Origin of the sequence: Sinorhizobium meliloti (genome assembly GCF_017876815.1) — a bacterium.
GTDB classification, from domain to species: domain Bacteria; phylum Pseudomonadota; class Alphaproteobacteria; order Rhizobiales; family Rhizobiaceae; genus Sinorhizobium; species Sinorhizobium meliloti.
Map to the genome: position 1 here is coordinate 744,093 of NZ_JAGIOS010000002.1, position 16,159 is coordinate 760,251.

At 64.5% G+C, this 16,159-nt stretch carries 17 protein-coding genes; 8 read left to right on the forward strand and 9 right to left on the reverse strand.

Features of this window, described 5'->3' with window-relative positions:
• The 5 genes from thiO to JOH52_RS22405 all read left to right on the forward strand — a co-directional run bounded on the left by thiO (position 1) and on the right by JOH52_RS22405 (position 3,609).
• Positions 1–978: a glycine oxidase ThiO gene (gene thiO, locus JOH52_RS22385; protein ID WP_107010463.1), complete on the forward strand. Its 978-nt coding sequence runs from the start codon at positions 1–3 to the stop codon at positions 976–978.
• Entirely contained in the window at positions 975–1,172 is a 198-nt protein-coding gene (gene thiS, locus JOH52_RS22390) for a sulfur carrier protein ThiS (RefSeq protein ID WP_003529414.1), read from the forward strand. The genes thiO and thiS overlap by 4 nt, the downstream gene beginning before the upstream one ends.
• A 2-nt stretch (positions 1,173–1,174) precedes the next feature.
• Positions 1,175–1,948, forward strand: a complete 774-nt coding sequence (locus tag JOH52_RS22395; RefSeq protein WP_003529413.1) for a thiazole synthase — start codon at positions 1,175–1,177, stop codon at positions 1,946–1,948.
• The gene (locus JOH52_RS22400) at positions 1,945–2,550 is read left to right on the forward strand and encodes a thiamine phosphate synthase (protein WP_003529412.1); all 606 of its coding nucleotides are present in this window, start codon (positions 1,945–1,947) and stop codon (positions 2,548–2,550) included. Before JOH52_RS22395 ends, JOH52_RS22400 begins: the two co-directional genes overlap by 4 nt.
• A 105-nt stretch (positions 2,551–2,655) precedes the next feature.
• On the forward strand, positions 2,656–3,609 hold the full coding sequence (locus JOH52_RS22405; protein ID WP_003529411.1) for a sugar-binding transcriptional regulator: 954 nt from the start codon (positions 2,656–2,658) through the stop codon (positions 3,607–3,609).
• 42 nt (positions 3,610–3,651) lie between these two features.
• On the opposite strand, the gene JOH52_RS22410 is transcribed toward JOH52_RS22405, so the two are convergent.
• The 3 genes from JOH52_RS22410 to JOH52_RS22420 are packed head-to-tail and all read right to left on the reverse strand — an operon-like array spanning position 3,652 to position 7,301.
• A complete protein-coding gene (locus JOH52_RS22410) occupies positions 3,652–4,695 on the reverse strand; it encodes a substrate-binding domain-containing protein (protein ID WP_010976315.1) in 1,044 nt (347 codons plus the stop codon).
• A gap of 46 nt (positions 4,696–4,741) precedes the next feature.
• A complete protein-coding gene (locus JOH52_RS22415; protein WP_003529409.1) occupies positions 4,742–5,788 on the reverse strand; it encodes an ABC transporter permease in 1,047 nt (348 codons plus the stop codon).
• A complete protein-coding gene (locus JOH52_RS22420) occupies positions 5,778–7,301 on the reverse strand; it encodes a sugar ABC transporter ATP-binding protein (protein WP_003529408.1) in 1,524 nt (507 codons plus the stop codon). The genes JOH52_RS22415 and JOH52_RS22420 overlap by 11 nt, the downstream gene beginning before the upstream one ends.
• Positions 7,302–7,436: 135 nt before the next feature.
• On the opposite strand from JOH52_RS22420, the gene mtnK reads away from it, so the two are divergent.
• Both mtnK and mtnA read left to right on the forward strand, forming a co-directional pair.
• A complete protein-coding gene (mtnK, locus tag JOH52_RS22425) occupies positions 7,437–8,708 on the forward strand; it encodes an S-methyl-5-thioribose kinase (protein ID WP_107010448.1) in 1,272 nt (423 codons plus the stop codon).
• On the forward strand, positions 8,705–9,799 hold the full coding sequence (mtnA, locus tag JOH52_RS22430) for an S-methyl-5-thioribose-1-phosphate isomerase (protein WP_003529406.1): 1,095 nt from the start codon (positions 8,705–8,707) through the stop codon (positions 9,797–9,799). Before mtnK ends, mtnA begins: the two co-directional genes overlap by 4 nt.
• Before the next feature lie 24 nt (positions 9,800–9,823).
• Here the strand turns inward: mtnA and JOH52_RS22435 are convergent, their stop codons facing one another.
• Entirely contained in the window at positions 9,824–11,029 is a 1,206-nt protein-coding gene (locus JOH52_RS22435; RefSeq protein WP_014530076.1) for an MFS transporter, read from the reverse strand.
• 75 nt (positions 11,030–11,104) lie between these two features.
• Here JOH52_RS22435 and JOH52_RS22440 point away from each other — a divergent pair, with 75 nt between their 5' ends.
• The gene (locus tag JOH52_RS22440; protein ID WP_003529403.1) at positions 11,105–12,091 is read left to right on the forward strand and encodes an AraC family transcriptional regulator; all 987 of its coding nucleotides are present in this window, start codon (positions 11,105–11,107) and stop codon (positions 12,089–12,091) included.
• Positions 12,092–12,125: 34 nt separating this feature from the next.
• Here the strand turns inward: JOH52_RS22440 and JOH52_RS22445 are convergent, their stop codons facing one another.
• From JOH52_RS22445 to JOH52_RS22465, 5 genes are all read right to left on the reverse strand, one after another.
• Positions 12,126–12,434 carry a type II toxin-antitoxin system RelE/ParE family toxin gene (locus JOH52_RS22445; RefSeq protein WP_010976319.1) on the reverse strand — a complete coding sequence of 103 codons (309 nt, stop codon included), beginning with the start codon at positions 12,432–12,434 and terminating at the stop codon, positions 12,126–12,128.
• Positions 12,431–12,700 carry a CopG family ribbon-helix-helix protein gene (locus JOH52_RS22450; RefSeq protein WP_013850271.1) on the reverse strand — a complete coding sequence of 90 codons (270 nt, stop codon included), beginning with the start codon at positions 12,698–12,700 and terminating at the stop codon, positions 12,431–12,433. The genes JOH52_RS22445 and JOH52_RS22450 overlap by 4 nt, the downstream gene beginning before the upstream one ends.
• Positions 12,701–12,785: 85 nt before the next feature.
• Positions 12,786–13,040, reverse strand: a complete 255-nt coding sequence (locus JOH52_RS22455; RefSeq protein WP_014527708.1) for a type II toxin-antitoxin system VapB family antitoxin — start codon at positions 13,038–13,040, stop codon at positions 12,786–12,788.
• A gap of 98 nt (positions 13,041–13,138) precedes the next feature.
• A complete protein-coding gene (locus tag JOH52_RS22460) occupies positions 13,139–14,224 on the reverse strand; it encodes an ABC transporter ATP-binding protein (protein ID WP_107010449.1) in 1,086 nt (361 codons plus the stop codon).
• A gap of 12 nt (positions 14,225–14,236) precedes the next feature.
• Complete coding sequence (locus JOH52_RS22465; protein WP_107010450.1) at positions 14,237–16,159, reverse strand: glycoside hydrolase family 127 protein; 1,923 nt, start codon at positions 16,157–16,159, stop codon at positions 14,237–14,239.

Consider the following 16,159-nt stretch of genomic DNA (forward strand, 5'->3'; position numbering starts at 1 on the left):
ATGCGCGTGCTGATCAGAGGGGCCGGCGTCGCCGGCCTCACCGCCGCCCATGAACTTCTCGCGCGCGGCGCCGAAGTAACGATCATCGAAAATGCCGCCGGCTTCACCGGGGCCGCTTCCTGGTATGCGGGCGGCATGCTCGCTCCCTGGTGCGAGCGCGAAAGCGCCGAGGAAACCGTCCTGACGCTGGGAATCGGCGCCGCCGACTGGTGGGAAGCCGCCCTCCCCGCCGGTTCCGTCCATCGCAACGGCACGCTCGTCGTGGCGCAACCCCGTGACGGAGCCGAACTCAAGCGCTTCGCCTCGCGCACCTCCGGCTTCCGCTGGCTCGATGCGGAGGAGATCGCAGCGCTTGAGCCGGCTCTCGCCGGCCGTTTCCGGCAGGCGCTGTTCTTTCCGCAGGAGGCGCATCTCGACCCCCGCCGGGCACTCTCGGCGCTCCGGCAAGGGCTGGCGGCACGCGGCGCCGCCTTCGCCGGCGAGGACATGGACGATCGCGGTTTCGCGCTCACCGTCGATTGCACCGGCGCGTCGAGGATCGGCGAGTTCGACGGACTTCGCGGCGTTCGCGGCGAGATGGCCTATCTGCAGACGGACGAGGTGACGCTCTCGCGCCCCGTGCGCATGCTGCATCCCCGCATCCCGCTCTATATCGTGCCGCGCGGCGGCGGGCTCTTCATGTGCGGCGCGACGATGATCGAGAGCGACGACGCCGGTCCGATCACCACCCGCTCGCTGATGGAACTGCTGAACGCCGCCTATTCGCTCCATCCGGCTTTCGCCGAAGCGCGCCTGGTCGAAACCGGCACGGGCGTGCGCCCCGCTCTTACCGACAACCTGCCGCGGGCCTGGCGCCGTGAAAACAGGATTACCGTCAACGGCCTCTATCGGCACGGCTTCCTCCTCTCCCCGGCCATGGCCGGGGAGGTGGCGGCACTGGCCCTTGGCGAAGAGAATCTTAGAGGAGATATCCGATGAAGCTGACCATCAACGGCGAGGAACATGAGCTTCAGGCCGCGACGCTCGCCGAACTCCTGCAGCGCCTCGAATTCGAGGGCGACTGGCTGGCGACCGCCGTAAACGGCGAACTCGTCCGGAAGGCCGACCGCGCCGGTCACCGGCTTGAGGACAGCGACCGTATCGAAATCCTGTCGCCCATGCAGGGAGGCTGACGATGCCGCTATTCTATGAAACCGAGGTCCGATCGCGGCTCCTGCTCGGAACCGCCCGCTATCCCTCGCCGGCCGTGCTCGCCGAAGCGGTGCGGCGGTCGGGCACCGATATCGTCACGGTCTCGCTCCGCCGCGAGACGGCCGGCGGGCGCCAGGGCGGCGCCTTCTTCGAGCTGATCCGCGAACTCGGCGTGCGCGTGCTGCCCAACACGGCCGGCTGCCATTCCGTCTCGGAGGCCGTGCTGACCGCCAGGATGGCGCGCGAGGTGTTCGGCACCGACTGGATCAAGCTGGAAGTGATCGGCCACCAGGACACATTGCAGCCGGACGTCTTCGGCCTCGTGGAGGGGGCTCGCATCCTCACCGGGGAAGGTTTCCAGGTCTTCCCCTACACGACGGACGACCTCGTCGTCGCCGAAAGGCTGCTGGAGGCGGGCTGCCAAGTGCTGATGCCCTGGTGCGCGCCGATCGGCAGCGCCATGGGACCGCAGAATGTGCAGGGCTTGCGCGCCATGCGCGCGGAATTTCCCGACGTGCCGCTGATCGTCGACGCCGGCATCGGCCGCCCGTCCCACGCGACGACGGTCATGGAACTCGGCTACGACGCGGTCCTGCTCAACACGGCCGTTGCCGGCGCTGCCGATCCCGCCGCCATGGCCGAAGCCTTCACCAAGGCGATCGATGCCGGCCACGCGGCTCACGGCGCCGGCATGCTGGAGCCGCGCGACATGGCCGTTCCATCCACCCCCGTTATCGGAAAGGCAGTCTTCTCGTGAAGCTCGATCCCTTCTATCTCATCGTCGACAGCGCCCAATGGATCGAACGGCTGGTGCCGCTCGGCGTCAAACTCGTGCAGCTCCGCATCAAGGACCGGAACGAGGAAGACATCCGCCACCAGATACGGGTCGCCAGGGCAGTCTGCTCCGCCCATGCATGCCAGCTGATCGTCAACGACTACTGGCAGCTGGCGATAGAGGAAGCCTGCGATTTCATCCATCTCGGTCAGGAGGATCTGGCGGAGGCCGATCTTGCCGCCATCCGTGCCGCCGGGCTCAAGCTCGGCGTCAGCACCCATGACGAGGCGGAACTGGCGAAGGCGCTCGCAGCCGAACCGGACTACGTCGCGCTCGGGCCGATCTATCCGACGATCCTCAAGAAGATGAAGTGGGCGCCGCAGGGGCTGGAGCGGCTTTCATGGTGGCGCGAGCGCGTTCACCCGCTCCCGCTCGTCGCCATCGGCGGCCTCAATACGGAGCGGATCGAAGGCGTCTTCGCGCATGGCGCCGACAGCGCCGCCGTGGTGACTGACATCACGCTGAATGCCGATCCGGAAGGAAGGACAAGGGAGTGGATACGGAAGACGGAGGCGTGGAGATAGCGGTAGCGCGGGGGGAGACGGCCCGGCCTCATGGGTCGAAGCAGCGATGCTTGACATTTGTCACATGTGATGAATTAAGTCAGGGTTTCCGTCCGAAAGAACTCCATGCCGATCCGCGCCAACGATCAGATCATCCACAAGGCCGCCTGGCTCTACTATACGCATGGCCTGCGCCAGGATGAAGTCGCCCAACGTCTCGAAATCTCGCGTGCTTCCATCGCCATGTATCTGCGCAAGGCCCGCGAGATGGGGATAGTCACCATCACCACGTCGACGGAACTCTTCTCCGACGACGTCCTTGCCCGCGAGCTGGAGGACGCCGCAGGACTGACGAGTGTCTGGATCGTCCCCGAGGACCGGCAGGCCATGGACCCGGCCGTCGAGATGCCCGTGGTGGCGGCCTCGGTTTTCCTGGAGCTCATCAACAAGGGCGACAGGATCGGTGTCGCCTGGGGCCGCACCGTATATCACATAGCGGACGTCATGCCGTTTGCCGATCTTCGGGGCGTGTCGGTCGTGCAGCTCTGCGGCAATCTCGGCGCTCCCTACTCCTACCGCCCGGATCAGTGCACCACGGAAATCGCCCGCCGTCTCAATGCGGAAGGCATCAATTTCTATGCGCCCCTCGTCCTCTCATCCGAGCGGCTCGCCGAGGAGTTGCGCCGCGAGCCCGTCATCAGGGAGCAACTTGCCACGATTTCGGACTGCAAGCTCGCGCTCTACTCCGTCGGGGGCATCGAGGAGGATAGCCACCTCGTCAAATGCGGTGCCCTTTCGGCGAAGGACCTGCATGCGATGGGCAAAAGGGGGGCAGCCGGCGTCATCGCCGGACAGCTGATCGATCTCGACGGCCAGTGGATGGACTGCGCGCACAACCGACGCTGCATCTCGGCAGACCTCGACTCCATCCGCGCGATCCGGAAGCGCATGCTGGTGGTGCAGGAGGAAAGCAAGTTCGAGCCGCTGATGGCGGCTCTGAAGGGCGGGTTTGCTTCGCATCTCGTCGTTACCGCCTCGATGGCGCGACGGATCATGGACCGCTGGAGCCGCGATCATTGAATATGCGCGCCGAGCGTCCATCGGGACGCGCGGCGCACGTAATCAGGGCTTCGGCATCCAGGCCGGCATGGCGACGTCGGCATGCGCGAATTGCGGCAGCTTCACGCCGAGTTCTTCCATGTTCTTGATGTCCTGATCGCTGAGGTCCTTCTGGGTGATCAGCGTCGGGGGCACGATCACCTGCCGGCCGGGATTCTCGCCGGCAAGCAGCATGGCGAGCGAACGCACCGAGACCTGGCCGACGACGGCAGGATTGGTCGCCGCGGTCGCCACCCAGGCCGAGCCCGCCTCCCGCATGGCGGCGATGTCCGAGGTCGAGATGTCGGCTGAGTAGATCTTCACGCTGGAGGAGAGGCCCGCCTCGTCGACCGCGATCTTCACACCCTTGGCGAATTCGTCATAGGGGGCGAACATCACCGTGATGTCCGGGTTGGCTGAAATCACGGAACGGGCCTGGTTGGCGACGGAATTGGCGATCGGGTTGTCCATGGTGCCGAACTGGGCAGCTTCCTCGATGCCGGAATATTTCTTCTTGAATTCCTTCCAGGTCTCGTCGCGGCGGTCGAGCGGGGCGATCCCGGCGACGTAGACGTAACCGGCCTTGAAGCTCTCGCCGTTCTCCTTGATCGCCTGTTCGAGGGCGAGACGGGCGAGGTCGCGGTCGGACTGTTCGATCTGCGGAATCTTCTCATTCTCGACATTCACGTCGAAGGCGACGACCTTGATGCCGGCATCGACCGCGCGCTGGGCAGCTTCCTTCATGGATTCCGTCAGGCCGTGCTGGATAATGATGCCATCCACTCCGAGCGCTATCGCCTGATCGACCATATCGGCCTGGAGCGCGGCGTCCTGACGGCTGTCGAAGATCTGAAGCTCAACGCCGAGCGCCTTGGCCTGCGCCTCGACGCCTGCGAGATAGGACTGAAAGAAGTCGCCGGTCGAAAGATAACGCACGAGCGCGATCTTCACGTCGCCGGGCTTGTCGAACGGCTTCGGCATGTCGGCGGCAAGGGACGGCACGGCAGAGGCAGCCGCGCCCATAAGCGCGAGCGTCCATCTGCCCAGGGTTCTTCGAGTTATGTCCATGTCAGTCTCCTCCACTGATGAACTTTGATGGTCCGCCGAGGTCTCCTCAGCGTTTGCCTCTTTTCGAGAGCGCAAAGGTAAAGATCAGGGCGACGACGAGCACGGCGCCCTTGATGAAATCCTGCGTGTAGTAAGGCGCATTCATCATCGTCAGGCCCTGCAGTAGGATCCCGACGAAAAGCGCGCCGACGGCCGTTCCGAAAGCGTTCGGCTTGGCCGCACCCAGCACGGCAAAACCGATCAGCGCGGCGGCGACGGCGTCGAGCAGCAGGTTGTTTCCGGAGGCGATATCGCCGCGGCCGAGGCGTGCTGCAAGCAGAATGCCGCCGATAGAGGCGAAGACGCCGGAAATGACGTAGGCCGAAATCTTGTAGGCATTGACCGGCGCCCCTGCGAGCGCGGCCGCGCGCTCGTTGGACCCGACCGCATACATTATGCGGCCGAAGCGGGTGTATTCGAGGAAGAACCAGATCGCTATGGCGAGCACCACGAGCACCACGACCGAGACCGGCACGAGGTTGGGCAGGACGAGATCGAAGCGGTGGCGCCCGAGCGCCAGGAAAGCCGGACTGAAAGTGCCGGTCGCGACCGAACCGTCGGGCAGCGTCATGCCCGCGGCAATCGAGCGGCCCTCGGTCGGGATGCGCTGAAGGCCGAGCAGCAGGAACATCATGCCGAGGGTAGCCAGAAGGTCCGGAACGCGCATGTAGACGATGATGAAGCCGTTGATCAGGCCGACGAGCGCGCCGACGGCGAGGCATACGAGCGCTGCCGTAAGCGCGTCGCCTCCCATCACCACCATAACATAGGAGGAAGCCATCATCGCCGTGGTGGCGACCGAGCCAATCGAGAGGTCGAACCCCCCGACGACAAGCGTCGCCGTCACGCCGAGGGCGAGAATGCCGGTGATCGACACGGATTGCAGAATGAAGACTGCGCTTTGAGGGGAGGCAAAACCTCCGGTTACGAGCGAGAAATAAAGAACCATGCCGGCGAGCAGCATGAGGAAGCCGTACTTGATCGCGGTCTCCCTGATGCCCCACGTGCCCGGAAGTACGGGGGCCGCGGCGGGTTTGCTCTGTTCACTGCTCATGATGCATGACCTGCTGATGGGATTGACCGGCGATCTCCGACAGCAGGCGCTCGACATCGACTTCAGTGTTTCGATGTTCGCCGACGATGGTCTGCTCCGACATGACGAGGATGCGGTCGGCGACCTCGAACGCTTCGTCGAGTTCGGTAAGGAAGAGGATGGTGGAACGGCCCGCGGCCGAGATGCGCAGCTTGTTGCCGATGTCCCGGCGCGCGGCGATGTCGACGCCCTGGAACGGCTCGTCGAGGATGAGCAATCGCGAAGGCTCGCAGAGCCAGCGCCCGACCATCACCTTCTGCTGGTTTCCGCCCGAAAGTGTCTGCATCTCGTCGCGTTCGTTTCGGCAGATCACGCCGAGCGAGGTGATCTGCCCGCGCGCCTTGGCCCTTTCGGCCCTGCGGCTGGATATGCCGCAGCGGGAGAGCTTGCCCAGAAACGGCAGGCTGATGTTCTCGTAGATGTTGAAATCGGGCACGATGCCGCTTTCGGCGCGGTCCTTCGCGACGAGGAAAACGCCGCGCGCAATCGCCTGACCGGTTGCCTTCGGCGCATAGCGCAATCCGTCAAGGGTCATTTCGCCGGCCAGCGGGGAGCGCGCACCAAACAGCGTTTCGGCAAGCGCCGTCTTGCCGACCCCCACTAGGCCGGTGACCGCGACGATCTCGCCGTCAAGGAGATCGAAATCGAAAGGCCGCGCATGGTCGGACAGCTTCAGGCCGCGCACCTTGAAGATCGGCCCGCCGGCCTTGTGCACCGCGATTTTGCCCGCCGAAACCTTGCGGCCCAGCATCGCGTCGACGGCGCCCTCATAGTCGAGATCGGGCCCGTCGAAACGGCCCGTGATCCGGCCATCGCGAAGCGAGACGATGCGGTCGGCGAGGCGGCGGATATCCGACATGCGGTGCGAGATATAGAGAATGGCGACGCCGCGTGCCTTTAGCCGGTCGACGAGATCGAAGAGGCGTTCCGCTTCGGCGCTCGAGAGGGAGGACGTCGGCTCGTCGAGGATAAGCACCTTCGGCTCATGCGACATCGCCCGGGCAATCGCCACCATCTGCCGGTCGGCAAGGGTCAGGTCGTTGACGTTGGCGGCAAGATCGATGGAGAGCCCCATATGGGCGGCGACCGCAGCCGCCTCGCGCCGGACGCGCCGCGGATTGAAGAAGAACCGCGAGCCACGTCCGTTCAGCCGGTCGAACGTCAGATTGGTTGCGACGTCGAGGTCGGCGACGACCCCATCATTGATGTTCTGGTGCACGGTGACGACGCCGGCGCGGATCGCCTCGGCAGGCGTCACCGGCTCGAAAGCCGCATCCGCAAGCGTGATCGCGCCGGAGTCGCGCGCATAGACGCCGGAGAGAATGCGCACGAGGGTGGATTTTCCGGCGCCGTTGGCGCCCATCAAAATCGTTACCGCGCCGGCCTCAAGATCGAGATCCACCCCTTGGAGAACCTGCACGGGTCCAAAGGATTTGCGCACGCCCTCGATGCGAAACACTGCCTGTCCGCTCATTGTCTCCTCCCGACGCTGCACGTTAGGATAGGCTTTCATCAAATGTCAAGGTCATTGACATTTGACAGAATGGTGCCTTAGCTGTGCCATGGCGGCGGGCGGTGGAGGCCGCGCCATCCGCAGGAGGAGGACGATATGGACAAGCAAGTCTTCGAGGCGCTCAGCGCCGAGTCATTGCCGCATCGGCTCGGCGGCAATTCCGCTCTCAGGGAGAAGATCGGCGGGGACGTTTCGCACTGGACCGTCAAGGAGATCGGCGACGGCAACCTCAACCTCGTGTTCATCGTCACGGGCAGCAAAGGCACGGCGGTCGTCAAGCAGGCCCTGCCCTATGTTCGCCTTGTCGGCGAGAGCTGGCCGCTGCCTCTGAAACGCTCCTTCTTCGAATACCACGCGCTGGTGCGCCAGGCTGCGCGTGCTCCCGGTATGGTGCCGGAGATTTTCTTCTTCGACGAGACGCAGGCGCTGATCGTCATGGAGTATCTGACACCGCACGTCATCCTGCGCCGCGCGCTGATCGATGGGCGCGAACTGCCCAATATAGGTTGCGATCTCGGCCTCTTCGCCGCCCGCACGCTTTTCCGCGGCTCGGACCTTTCCATGGCGACGCGCGACAAAAAAGCGGACCTGGCACTCTTTGCAGACAATGTCGAACTGTGCGACATCACCGAAAATCTCGTTTTCTCCGACCCTTATTTCGAAGCCGATCTCAACCGCCACACCGCGCCGCAGCTCGACCCGATCGTGATAGAGCTCCGCTCCGACCGCGACCTCAAGGTCGAGGCGCAGCGGCTGAAGCATCTCTTCTCCGCCAAGGCCGAAACGCTCTGCCACGGCGACCTGCATACCGGTTCGGTGATGGTCACGGACGCCGAGACCCGCGTCATAGACCCGGAATTCGCCTTCTACGGACCGATCAGCTTCGACGTCGGGATGCTTCTCGCCAATTTCTGGATGAGCTACTTCTCGCAGAGCGGCCAGGAGAGCACCACCGGCGCGCGCGACGGCATGCGCGCCTATCTGCTCGAGACGATCGAAACGATCTGGGAAACGTTCCGCTCCGAATTTGCCCAGCTCTGGCGGACCGAGCGCATGGGCATCCTCTACCAGGCGCGCGTTTTCGAGGACAGGAACGACCCGCTCGGCGCCGAGCAGGCGCTCAACATCGTCATCGACGATATCTGGCGCGAGATGCTGGGCTTTGCCGGAATTGAGATCCACCGCCGCATTCTCGGCCTCGCCCACAATGCCGATTTCGAAACGATTGCCGATCCCGACCGCCGCGCCGCCTGCGAAAGCAAGGCGTTGAAGCTCGGACGTCATCTCGCCGTCAATCGGCATCGCATCCACAGCCTCTGGGACATCCGCGCCACGGCGGAGCGGCTTCAGAAGGAGACACTCGCGTGAAAGTCGGAGACCGTCATTACCATACGATCTGGCTCAACGAGGATGGCCGCTCCGTCGACATCATCGACCAGCGCTGGCTGCCGCACGACTTGCGTGTCGTGACGCTGAAGACTGTCGCCGACGTGGCCCTCGCCATTCGCGACATGTGGGTGCGCGGCGCGCCGCTGATCGGCGTCACCGCCGCCTACGGCGTTGCCATCGCCATGACGAAGGACCCATCGGATGCGCATCTTGATGCCGTCTGGGACGAGCTTCACCAAACGCGGCCGACCGCCATCAACCTGCGTTGGGCGCTCGACGCGATGCGGGACCATCTGCGCCCGCTGCCGGAAGCAGGACGCGCGGACGCCGCCTACCAGCGCGCCACGGAAATCGCGGAAGAGGACATCGAACTCAACCGCGCCATCGGCGCGAACGGCCTCAAGGTCATCCGCCAAATCGCCGCCAAGAAGAAGCCGGGCGAGCCGGTTCGCATCCTCACCCACTGCAATGCCGGCTGGCTGGCGACCGTCGATTACGGCACCGCGACGGCGCCGATCTACATGGCGGTCGAGGAAGGCATACCGGTGCACGTCTATGTCGACGAGACGCGGCCGCGCAACCAGGGCGCCTATCTCACCGCCTGGGAGATGAGCAGCCATGGCGTGCCGCACACGCTGATCGTCGACAATGCCGGCGGCCATCTCATGCAGCACGGCGACGTGGACTTGGTGATCGTCGGCACCGACCGCACCACGGCCAATGGCGACGTCTGCAACAAGATCGGCACCTACCTCAAGGCGCTCGCCGCACGGGATAACGGCGTGCCCTTCTATGTCGCTCTGCCGTCGCCGACGATCGACTGGACGGTCCATGACGGGGTCAAGGAAATTCCGATCGAGGAACGGCCCGGCGACGAGGTGAGCTTCGTGCAGGGACGCGCGTCCGACGGCTCCATCGCCAGCGTGCGCATCTCGCCGGAGGGCAGTCCCGCGGCAAATCCCGCCTTCGACGTGACGCCCGCACGCCTGATCACCGGCCTTATCACCGAGCGCGGCATCGCCACGCCGTCACCGGAAGGGCTTAAAGCGCTCTTCCCCGAACGGCGTTGAGACGATGCCGCGACCGGACGGCAGTCAGACCTCTATGCTGCGCCGCGAGGCCACGACATAGAGCCCGCTCGCGAGGGTCGCGACAGCGCAATAGGTGATGGCGCCGAGCGGGCCGAAGCTGTCCACGAAGAGCCCGCCGAGGACAGCGCCGCTGGCGATGCCGACCTGGAAGGTCGCGACGATGAGGCCGCCCGTGCTTTCCGCATGGTCGGGGGCGGCTCGCACCATCCAGGTCTGGACGGCGACGGGCAGCGCCCCGAATGCGAAGCCCCAGAGGGTCACCGCCACGGCCGACACGACATCGAACGAACCGAAGGTCACGAGGGCGAACGCCATCGCTGCGATGAGCAGCGTTCCGATGCTCACGGCCGCCGTGATGCTGCGTTCGATGATGAGCCCGCCGGCGAGATTGCCGAAGAAGCCGCCGGTGCCGTAAGCCAGCAGGATCAGCGAGATCGCCTCGATGCCGAATTCCGGGACGTTTTCGAGGAACGGGCGCACATAGGTGAAGCCGGCGAAGTGGCCCGAGACGAAAAGCAGGACGGTGATGATCCCGATGCGGATGCTCGGCATGCGCATCAGATCGAAGAGGAGCTTCAGGCTCGGCGCCGATTGCGGCGGCAGCCGCGGTATGGTCGCCATCTGCACGATCAGCGTTACGGCACCGACCGCCGCAGCCATCAGGAATGCGGCGCGCCAGCCCCAGAGATCGCCGATATAGGCGCCTATGGGCGCCGCGCAGACCGTCGCCACCGAGACGCCGGTGAAGACGATCGACATGGCACGCGGCACGAGCGACATCGGCACGAGACGCAAGGCGATTGCCGCCATCATCGACCAGAAGCCGCCGAGCCCGATGCCGAGGACGACGCGTGCGGCAAGGAGCATGGCGAGATTGGTGGCGAAAGCCGCAAGCAGGCTGGAGGCGATCAGCGCCAGGGTGAAGCCCCAAAGCACGAGCCGGCGGTCGAACCGGCGCGTGGCGATGGCGATCGTCAGCCCGGCAACCGCGCCGACGACGGCGGTCGCCGTCACCGCCTGGCCGGCCGTGCCCGTGCTGATACCGAGATCGGCGGCCATCGGCGTCAGAATGCTGACGGGGAGGAATTCTGCGGTGACGAGGCCGAACACGCCGAGCGCGAGGGAGCCGACCCCGGCCCATGCCGGATCGATTCGCTCCTCGCTTTCCGGTATGAACGTGGCGTCCAGAGTGGTCGCTGTATCTGTCATAAGAGCGGTCTCCTTGAGAGGGTCCGGCTTAGATAAGGCGTGACGCCCTGGACATTCCATGCTAGAAATTCCGCAATGCTTGATCATTCGTCCAAAACATCGTCTTCCGCTTCGGAGGATTTTCTCAGCGAACTCCTGCGCGGACTGCGCCTCGACGGCGTCGACTACGTCCGTTGCGAATTGACCGCCCCCTGGGGAATTTCATTTCCGGCGCAGGAGGCGGCGCGCTTCCACTTCATCTGCGGAGACTGCTGGCTACGGGTGGCCGACGGAGACTGGATCGAACTGAAGCGCGGCGATGCCGTGCTTCTGCCGCGTGGCGGCGCGCATGCGCTGGCGAGCGCGCCCGGCGAGAAGCTGTCGCCGCTCGAAGCCTATTCGGTCGAGGAGGTATGCCATTGCGTCTACGACGTCTGCGGCGGCGGGCGCGGCAAAACCACCATCCTTTTCTGCGGCAGTCTGCGGTTCAACATGGATGCCATGCATCCGTTGCTGCGCATGATGCCCGACGTAATGCGCATCGACGCCCTGACGGCCAGCGAGCCGGCGATCCCGCATATGCTCGACGCCATGGCGCGGGAAGTCGGCGCCAGCCGCGTCGGCTCCGGCGGCGTGCTGGCGCGGCTCGCCGACGTGCTCGCGGCGCTCATCATCCGCTCCTGGGTGGAGCACGGATGCGGCAATACGAACGGCTGGGTGGCGGCGGTCCGCCACCCCGGGCTCGGCCGCGTGATCGCGGCCATGCACCTCGATCCGGAAAAGACCTGGACCGTGGATTCCCTCGCCAAGCTCATGGGCGCCTCGCGCTCCGGCTTCGCGCAGCAGTTCGCCGCCGTGGTCGGCGAGACGCCGGCCCGCTATCTCACGCAAGTGCGCATGCACCAGGCACGGCAATGGCTGACCCGCGACCGCATGCGCATCTCCGTGGTTGCACGCCGCCTCGGCTATGACTCGGAGGCCTCGTTCAGCCGCGCCTTCAAGCGTGTGATCGGCCTGCCGCCAAGCCACTATCGCGGCTCCGAACCGCCGGAGGCGCCGACATTCGCCGTCGGCGAGGGGTGAGGGAGAGGCAAAGAAGACCTATCCTGGAAGTGCTTTAGGGCGGCCACTCCTCGGCTGTCCATTCCCGCACGGTGTGGATGACGCGCAGGATCATGACGCTTTGGCGGCCGCCGTGATTCATCAGTGCATATGCGATTACATAGGGCAAGCGGGTGATGGACTTCTCGTACGTGCCGATCACCCGCCCCGGCCTCCCGGTCGCCATCTCGCCAAGTGCTGCAGCCGTGTCGCGAACCCGTCCCGCCACTCTTGCCGCTGAGTCCGGATCTTCCCGTGCAATGAAGAGAACCTGATCCTTGAGGTCGTCCAGAGCTGCACGCGACCACTGAACAGGCCGCCTCAAACTTTGTCGCCCTTACCGGTCTCGGCCTTCCGGATCACGTCGAAAATTTCAGCCATGGCCTCTTCATGCGGAACGAGGCGGCCAGCTTCGGCATCGGCCATACCGCGCTTGATCCCGTCGATGATTTCAAGCTCCCGGTCCACATAGGCAGCTACGGCTTCGCCCGCGAGGAAGGAGCGGCTACGCGAAGTGGCGCTAGCGATCCGATCGAGCTTCTTCTTTAGCTCGGGGCTGACCCGAATGGTCATAGTGGTGCTGACGGGCATAATGTTATCCTGTATTCGGCTGTGTACATGTTAACACATGATGCCGAATCGGTTCAAGGCTATGCCTCTTCGGAGGACGGAGCGCTCACCATTGGACCAAGTCATCCCACATCTCGTCGTAAGCTTCGCGCTGAAGTGGCTTACTTGCCGCCCCACCAATGACGATCCCGTGCTTCTCTCGAAGCCGTCTTGCCGTCTCCAATGGCTTTTCCCGATTGCGACGGCGGTCGATAGCCTCCTTCATGGCGGTGACGATCGCCTCTCTTATGCTGAGACCTGCCATACGGGCGAACGTGCGCGTCAAAGCATCCGCCTGGGGGTCGTTGATATTGATCGCCATCGCAGCAGCCCATTCAGATCGCATTCGCTGATAATGCGGGCACTATCCCGTGCAAGCAAGCTCGCGAGGCGACGGCATGAGAACGCGGCCTGATCCCTCTACCGCAAACGCCGCCCGTCTTCGGCGAAGAACCGCCTTCGGTCATCGGGCACGGCGAAAGAAAGTTTTTCCCCCGCCTGCCAGTTCGGGCCCTCGCGCTGTTCGACGACGAGGCTCTGGCCGTCTTCGAGCTGGCAATAGAGGTAGCGCGTTCCGCCGAGATATTCCGAGAACTCGACCTGGGCAGCGATCCGTTCCGGCCCCGGCTCCGCCACCGCGATATGTTCGGGCCGTATGCCGAGAAGCAGGCGCTCGCCTTGCTTCAGACTGCCGCCGTCGATCGCTGCCTCGAGTGTGGTCTCGCCGACCCGGATCGTCCCGTCCCCCTGCCATTCCGCATCGAGGAAATTCATCCGCGGCGAACCGATGAAGCCTGCCACGAACATGTTGGCCGGGTCCTCGTAAACGTCGCGGGGGCTGCCGGCCTGCTCGATCCGGCCGTCCCGAAGCACGACGATCTGATCGGCCAGCGTCATCGCTTCCGTCTGATCGTGGGTGACATAGACCATCGTGTTGCCGAGCTCGCGGTGCAGGCGGGCAATCTCGATGCGCATCGAGACGCGCAGTTCCGCATCGAGGTTGGAAAGCGGCTCGTCGAACAGGAAGACGTCGGGCTTGCGCACGATCGCCCGGCCGATCGCCACGCGCTGGCGCTGGCCTCCGGAAAGCTGGCCGGGCCTTCGGTCGAGCAGATGGTCGATCTTGAGGATGGCCGAGACCTGCGCGACGCGGCGCGCGATTTCGGCCGGGTCGGTTCGGGCCATCTTGAGCCCGAAACCGAGATTTTCGCTGACGCTCATATGCGGGTAGAGCGCGTAGGACTGGAAGACCATGGCGATGCCGCGCTCGGAGGGGTCGAGGTCTGTCACGTCCCTGCCCTTGATGGCGATCTCCCCCTCGGTCACCTCTTCGAGCCCCGCGATCATGCGCAGCAGGGTCGATTTCCCGCAGCCTGACGGGCCGACGAAAACGACGAAATCGCCTTCCTCGATCGTCAGGTCGATGCCATGGATAACCTCCAGGCCGCCATAACTCTTGCGTATGTCGCTGAGCACGACACTCTTGTTGCTGATGCCGTTCGCCATCCTGGAGATCGCCTACTTGTCCGCCTGGACCCAGACGAGCATCTCGCCCGGCGCCCGGTTGTCCCAGAGATGATAGGGCACGAAGCGTGCTTTGTGCGGGCGGCGCTCAGGCCTCGTCTGGCGGTAAAGCGCCTTGCCCCAGTCTTCCGTTTCCTCGCGCTCGACGGAAATGTCGATGGCGACCGCACCGTTCAGATCGTCGAGCACGACGGTCTCGGCAGGCGGCAGTTCGCGGGGAAGCGCGATTGCGTTCAGGTCCTCGCCATTGTCCGTGGCCTCGACGCAGTAGACGAGCGGACCGCGCATCAGCGCCACGCGGCCGACGTCCTGCCGCACCTTCGGATTGGCATATTGCGGCCGAAGCGCCAGCGGCAGGTAAAGCGCCACGCGGTCGCCGTCCGACCATTCGCGTTCGATGCGGGCATAGCCGCCGGTCAGATGCGCCGAGAGATCGAGCATCGTACCGTTGACGCTGAGCGTCGCGCCCGCCGCCCATTCCGGTATGCGCAAGGACAGCGCGAATTTCGCCGGCCTGTCGAGCTTCGTCGTGAAGGCGATCGCCCCCTCCCAGGGATAGTTGGTCTCTTGCCTGAGCTCGACCTCGGCGCCGCTCGCGAGTTTCAGCCGCGCCGTGCTTTCGCCGTAGAGATGGACGGCGATCTCGTCCTCGGCGACCGCATACATATAGGAACCGATCGAGGTCACGAGCCGCGCGATATTGGGCGGGCAGCAGGGGCAATGATGCCACTTCCATCGGTGGTGCCTGCCGGTGCTTTCGAGCGGATTGTCGTAGAAGAAAGTCCTGCCGTCGATGGAAAGGCCCGGCAAGGCGCCGTTATAGAGCGCCTGTTCCATGATGTCGGCATAGCGGCGGTCCGGGCCGCGGCCGAGCATGCGGCTCGCCCAGAAGACAAGGCCGACGGAAGCGCAGGTCTCGGCATAGGCCGTGTCGTTGGGCAGGTCGTAATAACTGGTGAAACCCTCGTTCGACGCAGCCGGGCCGATGCCGCCGGTGATGTACATCTGCTTCGTGGTGAGGTCGTCCCACAACGTTTCCAAGGCTGCCGTCAGGCTGTCGTCCCTGTATTCGGTCGCGATATCGGCCATGCCGGAATAGAGGTACATCGCGCGCACGGCGTGGCCGACGACCTTCGTCTGTTCGCGCACCGGCTGGTGCGCCTGGCCGTACTCATAGGTCCTCTGGATGAAGCTTTCCGGATCGCGGCCATCGCGTCTGGCTTCCTCGGTGAAGAAATGCGGCTCGGTGCCGCGCTCGTCGATGAAGAACTTCGAAAGGTCGAGATACTTCTTCTCGCCCGTCACGCGCGCAAGCTTGACGAGCGCGAGCTCGATCTCCTCATGGCCGCAATAACCAGGGATCTGCCCTTCGCCGCGCCCGAAGACCGTGATCATATAGTCCGTAAAGCGGCACATGATGTCGAGAAGCTTGCGCTTGCCGGTCGCCTGGTAATAGGCGACGGCAGCCTCGATCAGATGGCCGGCGCAATAGAGCTCGTGGTGGTCGCGCAGATTGGTCCAGCGCCTGTCGGGCTGGACGCGCTGGAACCAGGCATTGAGATATCCGTCCTGGTCCTGCAGCTTCTCGTACATGTCGATGATCCGGTCGGCGCGCGCCTCGAGTTCCGGATTGGGGCGGCGGTAGAGCGAATAGGCGATCGTCTCGATCGACTTGCCGAGGTCTGAGTCCCAGAACATCTGCGTGGTACCGCCCCAGGGTTGGATGGGGATGACGATGCCGGGGCTCGGCTGACTGGCGTCGATCGCCTTGATCATGCCCGCCTCGACGCAGCGGTCGAGCAGGGTTTCGGCGGTGGATCGGCAGACGGCATCCTGCCATTTGCCCCAGAATCCGCCGAGTTCGACATCGGGAACGGCAACGGGGCGAAACTGGCGGTCTTTCACGGTCTTTGTCAT

What these genes read in the sequence shown, in the direction of transcription:
- thiO (WP_107010463.1), top strand. Translation starts at nt 1, where the DNA reads ATGCGCGTGCTGATCAGAGGGGCCGGCGTCGCCGGCCTCACCGCCGCC.
- thiS (WP_003529414.1), top strand. Translation starts at nt 975, where the DNA reads ATGAAGCTGACCATCAACGGCGAGGAACATGAGCTTCAGGCCGCGACG.
- JOH52_RS22395 (WP_003529413.1), top strand. Translation starts at nt 1,175, where the DNA reads ATGCCGCTATTCTATGAAACCGAGGTCCGATCGCGGCTCCTGCTCGGA.
- JOH52_RS22405 (WP_003529411.1), top strand. Translation starts at nt 2,656, where the DNA reads ATGCCGATCCGCGCCAACGATCAGATCATCCACAAGGCCGCCTGGCTC.
- JOH52_RS22410 (WP_010976315.1), bottom strand. Translation starts at nt 4,695, where the DNA reads ATGGACATAACTCGAAGAACCCTGGGCAGATGGACGCTCGCGCTTATG.
- JOH52_RS22415 (WP_003529409.1), bottom strand. Translation starts at nt 5,788, where the DNA reads ATGAGCAGTGAACAGAGCAAACCCGCCGCGGCCCCCGTACTTCCGGGC.
- JOH52_RS22420 (WP_003529408.1), bottom strand. Translation starts at nt 7,301, where the DNA reads ATGAGCGGACAGGCAGTGTTTCGCATCGAGGGCGTGCGCAAATCCTTT.
- mtnK (WP_107010448.1), top strand. Translation starts at nt 7,437, where the DNA reads ATGGACAAGCAAGTCTTCGAGGCGCTCAGCGCCGAGTCATTGCCGCAT.
- JOH52_RS22435 (WP_014530076.1), bottom strand. Translation starts at nt 11,029, where the DNA reads ATGACAGATACAGCGACCACTCTGGACGCCACGTTCATACCGGAAAGC.
- JOH52_RS22440 (WP_003529403.1), top strand. Translation starts at nt 11,105, where the DNA reads ATGCTTGATCATTCGTCCAAAACATCGTCTTCCGCTTCGGAGGATTTT.
- JOH52_RS22450 (WP_013850271.1), bottom strand. Translation starts at nt 12,700, where the DNA reads ATGCCCGTCAGCACCACTATGACCATTCGGGTCAGCCCCGAGCTAAAG.
- JOH52_RS22455 (WP_014527708.1), bottom strand. Translation starts at nt 13,040, where the DNA reads ATGGCGATCAATATCAACGACCCCCAGGCGGATGCTTTGACGCGCACG.
- JOH52_RS22460 (WP_107010449.1), bottom strand. Translation starts at nt 14,224, where the DNA reads ATGGCGAACGGCATCAGCAACAAGAGTGTCGTGCTCAGCGACATACGC.
- JOH52_RS22465 (WP_107010450.1), bottom strand. Translation starts at nt 16,159, where the DNA reads ATGACAAAGACCGTGAAAGACCGCCAGTTTCGCCCCGTTGCCGTTCCC.